The organism is Streptomyces beigongshangae (assembly GCF_019710745.1).
Taxonomy (GTDB): Bacteria; Actinomycetota; Actinomycetes; order Streptomycetales; family Streptomycetaceae; genus Streptomyces; species Streptomyces beigongshangae.
In genome coordinates, this window is the sequence record NZ_JAHKJW010000031.1 from 14,108 (window position 1) to 27,662 (window position 13,555).

Genomic DNA, 13,555 nt, shown 5'->3' on the forward strand with positions numbered 1-13,555 from the left:
CACCACACTGGTAAAGAGCTTTCAGCTGTACCAGTAGGTGGACTGGATCCTTTCGTCGGATCCAGTCCACCCGTTTTCAAGCTGTTCGGGATACGCGATACCGCTGCGAACCCGTCACTGGAGGTGGAGTTGTCCGGGCGGGCTGGTAGCGGTCCTGCAGGTTGCCGTCGTTCCAGTGGTGGCCTCGCACGAAATATTCCACCCGGCCATCACACTCCACGCAGTCGGGATATGGGACATGCGCCCGCTTGTAGGCGGATGCAGCTGCTGCAGGCGGACGAAGCGCGGAAAAGTTACTTCTGGTCAGGAAGTCCTTTGGTGCCTACATCTGCGAAACGGACCCCGAGGAGGATCCAGATTCCGGCAGCGAGGGCGATAAGGATCCAGGCTTCGCTGATGCCTTGGGCCAGGCAGCAGGCGCACCTGCCGGGCACCCGTTCAGCAGTGCGGCACCTGGCCGGACGGCCGGAATACGTCCCAATTGGACCAACCGGTGACCCCCGTGGCGTTGTTGCGGTGGTAGTACCAGGTGGCGATTTTGTTCGGTTCGGTGTGGGGACCGTTCCGGTAGCAGTAGACGGTCGCGCCCTGTCCCGCGTAGCCGAGGCCAACGACCGTGGAGTTGCCGTCAGCTGCCGCTCGTATCCTGACGCCTGTTCCCAGATAGTCGCCTGGAGCAGCAGCCTCTTGGGCAGCGGCTGCGTGCATCTGCGGCGGAGCTTTCTCGACGGCCCCCGCCGCTGGGGCGGACAGGAGTAGGGCGCCGGTAGCTCCGACGACTGCGAGCAGCCCGAAAAGGCGGGCGCGGTGCTGTGTCTGCGTGTTCATGAATTCTCATTTCTCTGGTAGTTCGTGGGCTTGCAGTCGTAGACGATGATGAACCGCGTATGGGCGCCGCCGGTTATGGGGGGCGAGCACGGTCCTATTCGACAGGCACGCACGCCTTCTGCCCGAGGATCGTTGTCTGCGGTGAGCTGAGAACCTTAAGGATGGGATAGACGCATCCCGGAGCCAGGTAGGTGGGAGTGGTCTGAGTGCCGGTGCTTCCGCCGGCCCCGAGGGTATGGATCTCGGGATGCATGTTGGCGAGTCCCCCCTCGGTGTTCTGCCAGCCGAGCTGCACCCTGACCTGGGCGCCGGAATGTTTCCAGTAACCGACGCCGATGACACCGTTTTGCTTCTCGCTGCCGGTGATGTCGATGCACAACGTGCCGTTGCCGATGTCCGTGCACTTCTGCCTATACGCCTGAGTGATCTCCGGCGCTTCGGCATGGGCGGCTACCGGCACCATCGCGAGGCCGACAGCGACGGCCACCGCGGCGAGGGCGTGCAGAACGGGACGCACAGGCATGGGCCTCCTAGGAAATTCGAGGTCGGTTGCTACCGGTTCATGGTCCAGCCGGTGCTCGAAGTCTGCCTGCGCGCTGCCGTGTCCGCGCCTTGATTAGACCAGGTTCGAATGCTCGCCCATTCCGAATGACAGCCGAAAACGGCCATGCCCTCCGTCGGTAGCCCGTCCTACGATCAGGGCAGCCCTCCGGCACGGAGGGCCAGAAGACAGGGGACGCATGATCCGTGTGGAGATGCCCGCTGAGCGGCTGGCCGGTCTGCGGTGGGCCACCTCACCGGTGGGGGAGCTGGCTGCCGCACTGGTCGCCGTGGCCGAGGGCGCAGCACGGCCGTCCGCACCCGTCCAGTCCCCGGCGTCCGCCGAGGTTCGCGTCGCCCTGCGCACCGGCTGCTTTCCCACTCTGTCGGCCGTCGTCCAGGGCTATGTGGCCTATCTGCCGGAGTTGTTGACACCTTCTCCGCCCAGCTTTCTGCCATCGGTCGAGGAACAGCTCCACGCTGTGGCCACGGCACGAACGGAAGCGCTGCGGTCCCAGTTCACGGCGTTCCTCGCCGGGGGCGCCGCACGCCGCCGACGCTGCTCATGGTTGAGAGAAGGTGAACTGGGTGGAGTCGACGAACGCGTCCGTGCTCGCATTGAGGCCGCCGGCACCGATCTGCCCGACCGGCTGGCCGCTGAGCTTCACCTTCTGTGGTCGACGGTGTTCGCGACCAGATGGGCTGTCTTCACCGCGGGGTTCGAGGAATTCATCGAGCGGCACAGCGCGGTGACGGCCCGTGAGGGCCTGAGAAGTGCGCTCTCCGCTCTGCACTCCGCACTTAGCTGGCAGAACAGCGCTCTGGAGATCGCTTCGGAGCACCGGGGTTCGGTCACGGGCTCCCACCACATCACCCTGGTCCCCACCCTCTACCTGGGCCGAGTTGGACTGCACGCTCCCCAGCGTCCCGACGCCGCCCAACTCGTTGTCCCCTTGTCCCTTACCAGGACCGGCCCTCCACGTATGGAGCCTGTCCTGGGTGACACTCGGATGCGCCTTCTGCAAAGCATCGACCGGCCTCGGACCACCACAGAGCTGGCCGCACTGCATCACCTCACCCCCGCAACCGTCTCCTTCCACCTCTCCCGCCTTCTGGACGCGGACCTGGTCGGACGGCAACGCGAGGGGCGCCAGGTCCGCTACCACCGCACAGCCAGGGCCCATAACCTGCTGCGCGGCGCGGGCCGTCCTTAATGAGTGTTTTAGTCGGATTAGTGGCTGATTCTGGCGAATGCGCTCCGGTCCGCGGTGCTGGTCACTACCGTCGTGACCGGGGGCGCACGCGGCCTCGACTGCGGTGAGCCAGCCCGAGTCGGCGTCGAAGGCGACGGCCGCGACGTGCCCGGCCAGGTCCGGGGCGATGGCCACCCACCGCTCGCGCAGCGTGGCGTCGGCGGCCGGGAGTTCCCGGGCCCGCTCGGTGACCAGCGCCCCGAGGACGTCGCCCAGGCCCATCGGGTCGCGCCCGTCGCGCCGGGCAGGTGCGGGGCTTGGGCTGCTGCGCGCGGCCGCCGTTCTTGCGTGCCGCCTTCTTCGCGGCGCGCAGGGTGACCCGGGCCAGGTCAACGCCGCTGGGCTGCTGTTCCTGGGACATCAGGCCACCGCCCCGGCGAGCTCCTGAGCCCGGTGGCGGGCGCACACAGGGCGGCTCGGCAGGGGCGTGCGGCCGCACGGGGCATGCCCGTCCCGGCCCGAGCACACCCGCTCCGCGTTCACGCCCGGAGCCGGGGGCGCCTGGTCGGCGGCCAGGGCGGCGGCTTCCTCACGGCACAGCTTGCACAGGCCGTCCTCGAGGGCTCGGCCGGTCAGCATGATCCGCGCACCGCAGTCGCCGCAGTCACCGCGCGGCGGACCGTCCGGCACCCGCTGCTGCACCACCATGGCCGGGGCCGGCTTGGCGGTCGCGTCGTCCAGCTCGCACGCCGCGCAGCGCCCCGACGGGTTGGGACGGTTGCCGTGTTCGGGGCACAGGCCCCGGGCGATGCGCTGCTCGCGCTGCCGGGCGGCGGCCTTGTCCTGGACGACTTGCGCGCAGATCTCGCACGCAGCGCCGGTCCGCCAGATCACTCCGGCTTCGCAGTCCTGGTAGCCGCAGCCCCACCTGGGCAGAGCCACCCCCAGCAGCCAGCGGCCCGGGTCCCGGATGTCGCAGAGCATCACCTTGGCCCGCCGGGCGGTCAGCCGGTGCTGTAGCCGCTCCGGGTCGGTGCCCTCACGCAGCTGGCGGCCCACCTCACGGGCCACCTTCCGCGCCACGAAATCGTTCACCTGCTCCAGCAGGCAGTGCACCGGCTCCAGCACGGCGTAGATCTGCGCGTTCATCGCCAGCCGCGGGCCGTCGTACGACCGGGCCACGGCCCCGCTTCGACTGCTGCGGTTCTTCGGCTTCGAGGGAGAGGGCTGGGTTTGTCCACCCGCGCGAAGCGCGAGACCACCCTCGCCCGCGACAGCCGCAGCTTCACCACCGGCCGGGTTTTCCACAGCCCCAGCCGCCCTACCCACCTGTACCTCGCCTACGCCGGGTGACAAGAGCGCTCGCCCGTCATCAGGTGAGTCAGTCATAGGTACTTCCCTATTCGCGAGGGATCCCTCACCAACCGGGGAACCCGATCCCTCACCAACTTGGGAACTGGCCGCCCCCTCAGAACCACCGTTCACAGCCGCCTTACCGGCCTCCGGGACATCGCCGCGAGGGTCGGCGGGGACGTCCGCGCGGGCCTCCGGAGCAAGGTCGTGCGCGATGTACAGGTTCCGGCCCCGTGCCCCCGCACGCCGCTGCACTGTCATCCAGCGCGCCGCCTCCACCTCGTCCACGACCGCCGACGCCGCCGTCACCGATAGCGCCTCGCCGGTCTTCTTGCCCGAATGGTGCTGCAGACACGAGGCGAGTTCCGCCTCCGTCAGCTCGATCCCCCGCGCCTGCGCGTACGCCACCAGCGCGTACACCCGAAGCTGCCGGGGCGTGAGGTCCTCCGCAGTCGCCACAGGCAGCCACACGAACGCCTCCACGCGCGACATCGGCCGCACCGTGCGCACCGCCGACTGCCCCGTCCCGCCCGGCATCGTGCGTCGCTCCGAACGCAGCTCCACCACACCGTCCGGGCCCGGACGGCGCAGCTGGGTCATCCCCCGCTCCACCGACGCTGTGGACAGCCCCAGGTACGACGCGATCGTCTCCGTCCGCGCCTGGCAGCCCTCCGGCCGCGACGCCAACGCCTTCACCTTCACGTACACCGACAGTGCCACGTCCTGGTAGTACGGCGACCGGACCAGACTCATCGGCACACGAACCCGCTGCCGACGAACTAGACCCGCCGGCGCAGCTACCGGCTCCACGACAGCACTCACCGGCCCACCGCCCCGGCAGGAGCGGCGGATACCGCAAGGGCCGAACGTCGCAACATCGACTGTGTTGCCACCGGGCCGGTGTACACGCCGAAGCGGACACCTCCCGGAGCAGCCGGAACGCGCGATTCGTGATCCATCTGCTGACCGTGCACCGAACAGCCTGTGGACAGAGCCCGCGCAGCCCCGATCGCCCCCCGCGCTTCCGCCGGGCGGGCAACAATCTTGGAACCCGTCCCGTCACACGGGACGCTTCCCTCGAGGACGTCGTCGACGGGGGTGTGGACGAACTCCGCGAGCGGGTGGACGAACCGGGCAGCCGACGCCACGGTCGCGTCCGGCGAGCCCGCCCCGAAACCGCTGCTCTGCACGAAATGCACAAGAAGGGACGAGTCGGGCGACGATCCCGTCACACGGGAAGATCGCTGAGCCTGAACCGGGGCGAAACGGACAAGGTCGAGCTGACAGGGAACACCGTTCTCGTGCATTATTACGGGACACCAACCTTCATATGGACGCCCCGACCGCGACCAGGCCCCTGCCAAGGGACCCGACCACGGACGAGCGCTCTGTACGGACGGAGCCCCGAGCGCCGAACGGCCTGCCAAAGCCGCCGGAACCTGGGGTGACGCTGGTGGCTCAACAGAGGCCCCCTGCCAAAGGGGCTCCTGGAGAGCCGGGGTGGCCCGCTTGCCAAAGCGGACCGGGTGCCCGCCTGCCAAGGCGGGGTTTTGCTAGGTGAAGATCAGCTCCATGAGCTGGAGCCCAGAACCGGGGCCAACCGGGGACTGGGCGGCCGACCTGATGGTCGGCGAGACGGGCCGCGCGAGGCCAGTGGATGCCATTCCACCTATTGGCGCGCGCGGCCGATAGCCGCTAGGTCATCCCGACCCCCCTTTGGGGGCCGGCGTCGTGCTGCCCGCATCCAGCTCAGTGACATCGGGGAAACGCTCCGCGAGTCCCTTGAGCAAGTGAATGTAGACCGCGCGATGGGGCCGCCGGGGGTGGGTCTGACCTAGCTCCCAGCGGGCTACAGCCAGGCGCTTCACGCCCACGGCATCCGCGACTTCCTGCTGGGTGAGCCCCGCAGCGAGGCGCAGCTGCTGACGCACTCGCGGCGTCGGCAGGACGTCGTCGAGGAGAGCGTTGACCCGCTGCATGGGATCCGCGTCGGACATGCCCCAACCTCTCATGATCACTGAATCCCTGAAAGATACACCACGGGATCGATCTGGGCCACCATGCAGCGATACGCCGATAGGCCAGTGGGCATCAAGCCTCAGCATGGCTTCAGGACCGAGGCGTAGTAGGACGCGAGCACAGCTTCCGCCCCAGAGCCCTGCGCCGTCGTGACGCGTTGGAACTGCGCCGACCTCAAGTCGCCAGCGACCCGAATCCGAGGGTGCTGTTTGCCGGGAGGGCAGTAACCGTCCTCGCTCGAGGCGAGGCCCTCCAAACCCGCTGGCTTGTTGCCGAGATTGTTCAACAGAGTCTTGACGACGTAGGACTTGCGTTCACCTTGCCGGTCCTTGACCTGCAAGCTCCACTCGTCTCCGTAGGTCATCGGCGACAGGACGACGTGAGAGACGGGCGCGATGCGCACACGGTCATCCCCTGCGACTTCGGCGATCTTGTAGTCATCTGCCGGCGGACAGAGGACATGCAGCGTCGTTGAGCAATTCGGGTGGGTGCGGAGCCACGTTCCGAGGGGGCGGTCCCCTCCGAGGACGTAGGTCCGGCCTGCCAGGTCCGCAGGGTTGGTGCGCCACAGCGGAGGCACGGACATGCGTGCGGGAGCGCTGATCCAGTCGGCGTCGGGAGGGGCCAAGGCGGCCACACCAGTGGCGACCACGATCAGCTGTGCACTCAGTACGCGTCCGTCCTCGAGTACGAGCTCCGCTCGGTCGTCGTAGCCGCTAACCCTCGTCGCATGGCCCTGGACGATGGAGCATCGGTCAGCCTGCTGTAGACGGTCCAGGTCGGCGGCAAGGGCTTCAGCAAGTTGGGGGCCGGTCGACCAGTTGCCGGGGACGTTCTCCAGTGCCCCGATGACGTGCAGTTTTCCGCCTACCGAGTCAGCCTCCACGACGACCGTTCGAAGGTTCAGACTGGCCGCCATCACCGCGGCCGCCACGCCTGATGGGCCGGCGCCGACTACCAGCACATCCATCTCGTGCGGTGTGTTCATGCGTGGGCTCCCTGCGTTCCGCCGATTCGGGACAAGACCACTTCGCTCGTGATCAGTTGCTCAGCGCCGATGTTTCGGGAGGCGAGCAGGAGCGCGGCGTCGTGGTAGCGGGCGCCGCCGGTGGAGGCACAAGCGTCGGTGACGATCCACGGCCGGTATCCCGCCTGATAGGCGGCGACAGCGGAGTCGTATACACACGCGTCCGTGTCGATGCCGCACAGCACCAGATCGGTCCAACCCGCCTCGCGGATGGTCCGGGCGCCCTCAGGGGTGAACACTGACGCCTGGGGCTTGTCGATGATCGCGGCGGCACTGCCTGCGAAGGGGGCCAGTTCAGCAACGAGGGCTTGTTCCTCGGGAGTACGCAATCGCGTCCACTTCGTGATCGTTTCATACGGTGACCCGGCCTCATTGTGGAACCGCGACAGCACCACGGGAGCGCCGACTGCTTGCCAGCCCTCCACCAGCCGAACGACCGCAGGGATGACCCCGCGGCTGTGCTGGTTGATGAAGCCCTGTTGCACATCAATGACCAGCAGTGCTGTTGATCGAGGGTCCACCCACTCCGCCTTCCACATGGCCGTCACGGATTGCTGTCTCGGAGAGCATCCTGGGCGGCGCGCAGCCGATCAGGAAGTTCGCTGGTGGCCAGGATGGCCTCGCGCATCACCCGGTGTTGGGCGGTCTCAGTGGGGCGCGCGGTAGTGAGCCGGAAGTAGGCGCTGCGCAGGAAGCGCCAGCCGTAGGCCGTCGGCATCACCGGGTCCTGGCCGTCTTCGATCGTGTGCAGGATGTGCGACGAGAGGGCCCAGAGAGCCTGTACGTCAAGCTCAAGGGCCACGATCTGGCTCATGGTCAGAGCCCGCTCGTCCTGCTGCGGGTGATAGGCGACACCAGACCAGCCGACGACGCCGCGGGAGACTCCGCCGTCGAATGTCACAGCCTCGGGGTGAGCCCAGCCGTCACGGAACTTGGCTTCCTCTACGCCTGGCCCCAGCGGCACCACATCTGGGTTCTGCCGGTTGACCAGCACTGATGGCGTAGCGAGCAGTTGGAGAGCCGTGTCCAGACCGGCGCTTGACCAAGAATGCGTGCGGAGCTCGTAGGCCGATAGCACGTACTGGGGAATGAGTGACTGGGCAGGCTGGTGCTTGTCGTCGCCGTGGCGGGCCAGCAGGTGAGCCATCCGCTTGCCTACCCAGCCTGGTTCCTTCAGGTACGTGCGGTAACGCCACACCGCCAACTCGGTCAACGACTCGAGACGGTGGTGCTCTTCGAGATGCACCACCGCGACACCGCAGGCGTATATGTGGACCGTCGACGACTGCGCGGAGTGGTGGTCAGCCGGCAGGACTCGCTGCTCCAAGCCGCCTGGCCCTGGCTCGCTTGGCGAACCCACAGCGTAGAGAGGCGTACTGCACTCACCGAGGTACACCGGCAAGAACTTGTGGGAGACCACCATGCACGGTGCCGGACGCGCTGCCGGCTCCGGGATGAGGTGAGCTGACGTTCCACGCAGCGCTGCCAGACGGAGGCTGAACGCCTCCTGTTCCGCCGGGGTGCACTGAAGGAGCGTCGTGTCCAGGATCTGGGCCATCTGGGGACGACAGACGCTCGTCTTGTTCCGCTGCCAGTTCGAGACGGTCCGAGGGCTGATGCCGAGGCGGCCGGCGAACTCGCGCACAGACGCTCGCATCACCGACCTCAACAGCAGCGCCTCCTCACCTGTCCACCTGTCCACAGCGATCACTACACACCCCCTTGGCGGTCACCTTCCAGGCATCAACGGCCCTATTGCCACGCTGTTGCTACACCACTTCCACGGTCGGGCATCTCGCTCAAGGTCCTCGGTGCGGATGCTGGTTCTTGTTGATCCACACCCGCAGTTCCGGCCGGAGGAACCATGGCGATCCCGAGCACACTCCAGTGCCGTGCTCGCGTCGAGTCCTGCGTGCCGTCAGGCATCGAACTCGTAGTCCAGGACGTACGAGGCGGAATCGAGGGTCATCTCGTTGACCTCAACAACTCGCTGGTGGGCGTCGAAGGCTGTCCGGCACATTTTCAGGACAGGGCGCTCAGGGGACATGCCCAGCGTGGCCGCTTCCTCAGCAGTGGGCAGCCGTCCGCGGATCTCCTCCCGGAAGCGAACCGGTCCATGTCCGAGGTCAGCGAGGCGAGCGTAGGTTCCTCCTGGCCCTGTGTCGGCTTGGGTGATCGCCGAACCTTCCACCAGGGCGTAAGGCAGGTACGAGGTGGCGAGCATGACTGGCCGGCCGTCCAGGACGAAGCGCCGGGACCTGGCACAAGCGGTCTCGCCGGCATCCAGGTCGAGCATCTCGGCAATGCGCGCCGGTGGAACGACCTCCTGCACGGAGACCTGGTCGACTGTCAGAGGACGATCTTCGTCAGCCGACCAGATCGACTTCCCGGCACCCCACTGGTCCTGCGCCAGACGCTGAATACCGCGTCGCCGAATAGGGCGAAATGCCTGAACGAACACTCCAGCGCCCTTCCGCGCCTCCGCGAGCCCTTCGTTGGTGAGCGCGCGCAGTGCCCGCCGAGCCGTCATCACGGCAACGCCGTACTGCGGTGCAAGGGCGTTCTCCCCCGGCAGCCGATCACCGGGTCGGTAGTCCCCACGCTCGATCGCAGCCTTCAGCTCGTCAGCGATCTGGAGATATCTGGGCTGTTCAGAGCCCTTTCCGCCTGCCATGTGTCTCCTAACTTCGCTAGCGATCCTAAAGGCTTCGATGCTCAGCGTCAGCTACGGCTTGCGACTTGCATGGCGAGGAAGCATCTCTATCGAAGTTCTTGACATCGATAGAGATGTAACGCACCATCGTACTGCAACTTCGATATCGAAGTTGCGAAGGTGGTCGTCTCGTCAAGAACGACTGCCCCTGCAGCACTGATCAACAGCAGGAGTCACCGTCTCTCCGGAGGCGGGGCAATGGGGTCGAGCCCGCGCTCCCCCGGTCGAGACGCCTGTACCGAATAGCTCCACCCGAACCACCTCTGAACAGCGAAGTTGCGCTGTCTGTCCGCCAGGACCAAACCGGCCGCAAGGCCGGGCCTGGCGCGGCAGAGAGGGCAGCACTCGCCTCACTCGCCCGGAAGGAACGCGATGGCGAAGAACCGCAAGCGACCAGGTCGGACCCGCACCAAGCGCGACAACCGCCGCGAGCCGATGCTGCTCAGCAAGATCGACCCTCAGGAGATCAACGTCCGTGAAGGCGAGGCCAAGTCCCTCGTCTGCCCTGACTGCCGCACCTGGCGCCGGCTGATCGGCGACACGAAGCTAGTGATCCGCGAACACTGCGTCAGCGACAAGGTCACCGAAGGCCAGAAGCACGTCCGGTGCGACGGAAGCAACCAGGTCGTCCAGCTCGACATCCCGGTCGAGCAGTGGAGCGAGGCGATGCTCGCCGCCGACAGCACCGCGACCGGGCGCCGCTCCGCCCGCCAGCACTACAAGCCGCTCCCGGCCCCGGCCAAGACCGTCACCAAGCTGGCCGTGCCCACCGCGCAGACGGCCCTCGCCGCCTACCGGGAGCACTTCAAGAAGTGCCAGAGCAGCGGCGCACCCGGACGCTGCACCGGCAACCAGCGTTGCGCCGCAGGAGCGAAACTTGCCGCAGCCTACGAGCAGCGCAAGGTCCTGGACCGTGAGCGAACCCGATTCGACCGCTCCTACACCGCGGCCGCTGCGAAGAACACCGCAGCCGAGTGGGCCAAGCACCACGAGGCCACGGCCGACGCGAAGACGGCTCTGGCCAAGCGCAGCGGCACGACGGTCGAAGAGGCCAATAACGCCTGCCGAATCCGGCAGGCCGGCACGGTCTCCGAGTTCCGCGGCCCCCTGCTTCCGCTGGCGCCGAAGGACACGGCGGCGCACGAGCAGCGACAGGCCGAACCGGGCAAGCAGTACGCCCGGAAGGCCCCGGCGACGTCGGCCGCCTGACCCTGCACATCGAGACGAACGACCGCGGCCCCGGGATCGCACCCCAGGGCCGTTCAGCAGGTCAATCCGTGAGAGGAAAAACCTTGGCTCCCATCATGACATCTCCCGCGCCTCCCAGCGCACGGGCCGACAACAGCCCGGACATGGACGACATGCTGCGCCGGGCCCACATGGCCGACCAGCGCCGCTCGCAGCGGCCGGCTCTTCCGGCCCGCGTTGCGGGCCTGTACGTCCAGTACCGCGACCGCGGCTTCGTCGCCCACATCACCGCCTCCGAGGCCGCCTTCAGCACGGTGCGCGCCCTGACCGCGTCGGTACCGACGGCGTACGGGGCCGGCCAGGACAGTGCCGACACCGCTGCGTGGCTCGTCTCCGAGCTGTGCGGCAACGCCGTGCGGGCCTGCGGTGACCATGTGCCGCTGGTCGTGGAGGTGTACGTCACCGGGCGCAGCGTCCAGGTGAACGTGCATGACCCTGCCGCCACCGTGCTGCCGTGCCGCAGCACGGTGGCGGCAGCGATGGACAGCGACACCGCGGAGTCCGGGCGCGGCCTGGGCCTGCTGGACGTGCTGGCGCCCGGCTGGGACGTCGTGCCCTCCCCGGTCGGCAAGCAGATCCGCTGCCGCATCGCCCGGTAGTACAGCCCACCGCCCACCCATGAGACAGCCCCGGGGATACCGCCCCGGGGCTGTTTCGCACCCGGCCCTTCTGGGAGATCCACATGAAGCGAGTGTCCGTCGCCCTCGTACGCAGCCACGCCTACGCGCCCGTCTCCACCGCCGCACCGGACCGGCCCCGCGCCGCCTGCATCGGAGAGGACCCCGAGCTGTTCTTCCCGATCGGCGACACCGGCCCGGCGCTACTCCAGATCGAGGAGGCCAAGGCCGTCTGCCGACGCTGCCCCGTGATCGAGAGCTGCCTCCAGGGCGCGCTGGACCGCAACGAGTCGGGCGTGTGGGGCGGGCTGTCCGAGAAGGAGCGCCGCTCCCTCAAGCGCCGCGCGGCCCGCGGGCGCGCCGCGGCCGCCTCCGCCTGACGGGAGCAACAAGCAACTCACTGCCCGCCCTGCAGCACTGCCACCCAATGGCCGCCCGCACCACGGGCGGCCGGCCTTCCGCACGCCTCCAGCCCGGGAGAGTCTCGGGCCCGCATCCCCGCAGGAGAGCCCATGCGCAGCAGCACCCAGCCCGACACCGCGACGACCGGCGCCACGCTGCCGGACTCGCTGTGCACGCACACCCCGAAATGCCCCACGGCCGACAGCCCTGACGCGGAGGCCGCGCACGTCGTGGCCGCTCACCCGGAGCAGGGCTGGAGCCTGCTCTGCAACGCCGTCGTGCTCTTCGACGTTATGTCGATTTCCGGCGCCTGGCATGGCCGTTGAGCTGGAACGTTGCGTGATGGACATGTCTTGCTCGCGAACTGCTATGAGCCCGGATGTGACATCAGCAGCGGGACGGATGGTGCGGCTGCGGGGGCAGTTCTGCGGCTGCTTACTCCTGGGGCATCTCGCGGAGCATGGCCAGATTGCCCACGAGCAGGCCGCCTTCGACTGGCAGCGTCACTCCGGTGATCCATGCTGCGTCCGCGGAGGCGAGGAATGCGACGGCGGCAGCGATGTCGTCGGGTTCGCCGACTCGGCCCAACGGATAGTGACTGGCGGCGTGTTCAAGGGCCTCTTGACGGTTTTCCCAGGCGCTGGTGCGGATGGTGCCGGGTTCGACGAGATTGACACGGACGCCGCGCGGGGCGCATTCGACGGCGAGGGTTCGGGTGAGCGAGGCCAGCGCGGCTTTCGCTGCGCTGTAGGCGTGGCAACCGAAGTGCTGTTCAGCGTTGACCGAGCCGATGTTGACGATCGCCCCTCGCCCGCCGGCTGCTGCCAGATATGGCAAGGCGGCGCGAACGCAGCGGTAGGCGCCGTGCAAAGTGATCTCGAAGTCTTGATACCAGGGGCCGTCCTCATGATCCTCGAAGTGCGTGGGATCGGGATGGCACGAGTAGGCGTTGTTGACGAGAACGTCGAGGCTTCCGAAAGAAGCCACCGCCTGGGCAACAGCGGCTTCAACTGCGGTGCGGTCGGCAACGTCGCACGTATGCGATTCGGCTGTGCCGCCACTGTCGCGGATCGCGGCGGCCACACGCATTGCGCGCGAAGAGTCCCGGTCCGTGACGAGCACGTTCGCGCCGTCCGCCGCGAACCGTCGCGCAATTGCCTCACCGATGCCTTGGCCGGCGCCGGTGATCAATACCCCGTAGCCCTCGAAGCGTGTCATGCGCACACCCTAGGCAGGCGTGATCCGCGCCGACCATGGCACGCGGCAATGATCCGTTCCCTGATTCGAGGCCAATGCTCAGCGGCCACCGATCACGGGGCTCGCCTGCCCAACGGACAGGGCGCGGAGTCGTCGGATCTTGCTTCAGCCAGACGAAGAAGTCCCGCAGGTCGTACGCGTAGCTCTGCACCGTGTTCGGCGAGGAGCCCGTCGCAGCCAGGTACGCGAGGAACAACTCGATCGCGTCGACGGGCAGGCCGTCGCTCCCCACCACGGTGTACGAGACGGGAACGTCCTCGGACAGCCGCAACCTCTGAACAGCGAACGACACACCACACCCCAGGACGACATGGACAGGCGAACAGAGCCCGTCCATGTAGCGCCGAAAGGCCCTCCT

Annotated in this window: 17 protein-coding genes; 7 read left to right on the forward strand and 10 right to left on the reverse strand. The window is 67.7% G+C overall.

Going from position 1 to position 13,555, the window contains the following annotated elements; genetic code table 11:
- Positions 1-438 precede the first annotated feature (438 nt).
- Together KM933_RS23390 and KM933_RS23395 are read right to left on the reverse strand one after the other, a co-directional pair.
- Positions 439-828 carry a hypothetical protein gene (locus KM933_RS23390; RefSeq protein WP_221355298.1) on the reverse strand — a complete coding sequence of 130 codons (390 nt, stop codon included), beginning with the start codon at positions 826-828 and terminating at the stop codon, positions 439-441.
- Between the two features lie 94 nt (positions 829-922).
- Positions 923-1,351 carry a hypothetical protein gene (locus KM933_RS23395; protein ID WP_221355300.1) on the reverse strand — a complete coding sequence of 143 codons (429 nt, stop codon included), beginning with the start codon at positions 1,349-1,351 and terminating at the stop codon, positions 923-925.
- A gap of 217 nt (positions 1,352-1,568) precedes the next feature.
- Between KM933_RS23395 and KM933_RS23400 the strand changes: the two genes are divergently transcribed.
- Positions 1,569-2,582 (forward strand): ArsR/SmtB family transcription factor, encoded by a 1,014-nt coding sequence (locus tag KM933_RS23400; RefSeq protein ID WP_221355302.1) that lies wholly within the window; start codon positions 1,569-1,571, stop codon positions 2,580-2,582.
- Between the two features lie 399 nt (positions 2,583-2,981).
- Here the strand turns inward: KM933_RS23400 and KM933_RS39585 are convergent, their stop codons facing one another.
- Entirely contained in the window at positions 2,982-3,743 is a 762-nt protein-coding gene (locus KM933_RS39585) for a hypothetical protein (protein WP_260334056.1), read from the reverse strand.
- 607 nt (positions 3,744-4,350) lie between these two features.
- Between KM933_RS39585 and KM933_RS39590 the strand changes: the two genes are divergently transcribed.
- Complete coding sequence (locus KM933_RS39590; RefSeq protein ID WP_260334057.1) at positions 4,351-4,644, forward strand: hypothetical protein; 294 nt, start codon at positions 4,351-4,353, stop codon at positions 4,642-4,644.
- Positions 4,645-5,614: 970 nt separating this feature from the next.
- On the opposite strand, the gene KM933_RS23410 is transcribed toward KM933_RS39590, so the two are convergent.
- From KM933_RS23410 to KM933_RS23430, 5 genes are all read right to left on the reverse strand, one after another.
- On the reverse strand, positions 5,615-5,911 hold the full coding sequence (locus tag KM933_RS23410) for a helix-turn-helix transcriptional regulator (RefSeq protein ID WP_221355305.1): 297 nt from the start codon (positions 5,909-5,911) through the stop codon (positions 5,615-5,617).
- A 101-nt stretch (positions 5,912-6,012) separates the two neighbouring features.
- Entirely contained in the window at positions 6,013-6,921 is a 909-nt protein-coding gene (locus KM933_RS23415; RefSeq protein ID WP_221355308.1) for an NAD(P)/FAD-dependent oxidoreductase, read from the reverse strand.
- Entirely contained in the window at positions 6,918-7,508 is a 591-nt protein-coding gene (locus KM933_RS23420) for a cysteine hydrolase family protein (RefSeq protein ID WP_221355310.1), read from the reverse strand. The genes KM933_RS23415 and KM933_RS23420 overlap by 4 nt, the downstream gene beginning before the upstream one ends.
- On the reverse strand, positions 7,505-8,209 hold the full coding sequence (locus KM933_RS39595) for a hypothetical protein (RefSeq protein ID WP_260334058.1): 705 nt from the start codon (positions 8,207-8,209) through the stop codon (positions 7,505-7,507). The genes KM933_RS23420 and KM933_RS39595 overlap by 4 nt, the downstream gene beginning before the upstream one ends.
- A 669-nt stretch (positions 8,210-8,878) precedes the next feature.
- On the reverse strand, positions 8,879-9,634 hold the full coding sequence (locus KM933_RS23430; protein WP_221355314.1) for a GntR family transcriptional regulator: 756 nt from the start codon (positions 9,632-9,634) through the stop codon (positions 8,879-8,881).
- Positions 9,635-10,045: 411 nt separating this feature from the next.
- Between KM933_RS23430 and KM933_RS23435 the strand changes: the two genes are divergently transcribed.
- From KM933_RS23435 to KM933_RS23450, 4 genes are all read left to right on the forward strand, one after another.
- The gene (locus KM933_RS23435; protein ID WP_221355315.1) at positions 10,046-10,882 is read left to right on the forward strand and encodes a hypothetical protein; all 837 of its coding nucleotides are present in this window, start codon (positions 10,046-10,048) and stop codon (positions 10,880-10,882) included.
- Between the two features lie 95 nt (positions 10,883-10,977).
- A complete protein-coding gene (locus tag KM933_RS23440; protein ID WP_260334059.1) occupies positions 10,978-11,520 on the forward strand; it encodes an ATP-binding protein in 543 nt (180 codons plus the stop codon).
- An 83-nt stretch (positions 11,521-11,603) separates the two neighbouring features.
- A complete protein-coding gene (locus tag KM933_RS23445) occupies positions 11,604-11,918 on the forward strand; it encodes a WhiB family transcriptional regulator (protein WP_221355320.1) in 315 nt (104 codons plus the stop codon).
- A 189-nt stretch (positions 11,919-12,107) separates the two neighbouring features.
- Positions 12,108-12,266, forward strand: a complete 159-nt coding sequence (locus KM933_RS23450) for a DUF5999 family protein (protein ID WP_308013522.1) — start codon at positions 12,108-12,110, stop codon at positions 12,264-12,266.
- Between the two features lie 109 nt (positions 12,267-12,375).
- Here the strand turns inward: KM933_RS23450 and KM933_RS23455 are convergent, their stop codons facing one another.
- Together KM933_RS23455 and KM933_RS39600 are read right to left on the reverse strand one after the other, a co-directional pair.
- Positions 12,376-13,158: an SDR family NAD(P)-dependent oxidoreductase gene (locus tag KM933_RS23455; RefSeq protein WP_221355324.1), complete on the reverse strand. Its 783-nt coding sequence runs from the start codon at positions 13,156-13,158 to the stop codon at positions 12,376-12,378.
- Complete coding sequence (locus tag KM933_RS39600) at positions 13,100-13,393, reverse strand: site-specific integrase (protein ID WP_308013523.1); 294 nt, start codon at positions 13,391-13,393, stop codon at positions 13,100-13,102. The genes KM933_RS23455 and KM933_RS39600 overlap by 59 nt, the downstream gene beginning before the upstream one ends.
- Between KM933_RS39600 and KM933_RS40330 the strand changes: the two genes are divergently transcribed.
- The gene (locus tag KM933_RS40330) at positions 13,350-13,475 is read left to right on the forward strand and encodes a hypothetical protein (protein WP_308013524.1); all 126 of its coding nucleotides are present in this window, start codon (positions 13,350-13,352) and stop codon (positions 13,473-13,475) included. The genes KM933_RS39600 and KM933_RS40330 overlap by 44 nt on opposite strands.
- The last annotated feature ends 80 nt before the right edge of the window (positions 13,476-13,555 follow it).

Excerpts from the sequence above, each read along its gene's own strand:
- KM933_RS23390 (WP_221355298.1), bottom strand. The coding sequence starts at position 828 with ATGAACACGCAGACACAGCACCGCGCCCGCCTTTTCGGGCTGCTCGCA.
- KM933_RS23395 (WP_221355300.1), bottom strand. The coding sequence starts at position 1,351 with ATGCCTGTGCGTCCCGTTCTGCACGCCCTCGCCGCGGTGGCCGTCGCT.
- KM933_RS23400 (WP_221355302.1), top strand. The coding sequence starts at position 1,569 with ATGATCCGTGTGGAGATGCCCGCTGAGCGGCTGGCCGGTCTGCGGTGG.
- KM933_RS23410 (WP_221355305.1), bottom strand. The coding sequence starts at position 5,911 with ATGTCCGACGCGGATCCCATGCAGCGGGTCAACGCTCTCCTCGACGAC.
- KM933_RS23415 (WP_221355308.1), bottom strand. The coding sequence starts at position 6,921 with ATGAACACACCGCACGAGATGGATGTGCTGGTAGTCGGCGCCGGCCCA.
- KM933_RS23430 (WP_221355314.1), bottom strand. The coding sequence starts at position 9,634 with ATGGCAGGCGGAAAGGGCTCTGAACAGCCCAGATATCTCCAGATCGCT.
- KM933_RS23435 (WP_221355315.1), top strand. The coding sequence starts at position 10,046 with ATGGCGAAGAACCGCAAGCGACCAGGTCGGACCCGCACCAAGCGCGAC.
- KM933_RS23440 (WP_260334059.1), top strand. The coding sequence starts at position 10,978 with ATGACATCTCCCGCGCCTCCCAGCGCACGGGCCGACAACAGCCCGGAC.
- KM933_RS23445 (WP_221355320.1), top strand. The coding sequence starts at position 11,604 with ATGAAGCGAGTGTCCGTCGCCCTCGTACGCAGCCACGCCTACGCGCCC.
- KM933_RS23455 (WP_221355324.1), bottom strand. The coding sequence starts at position 13,158 with ATGACACGCTTCGAGGGCTACGGGGTATTGATCACCGGCGCCGGCCAA.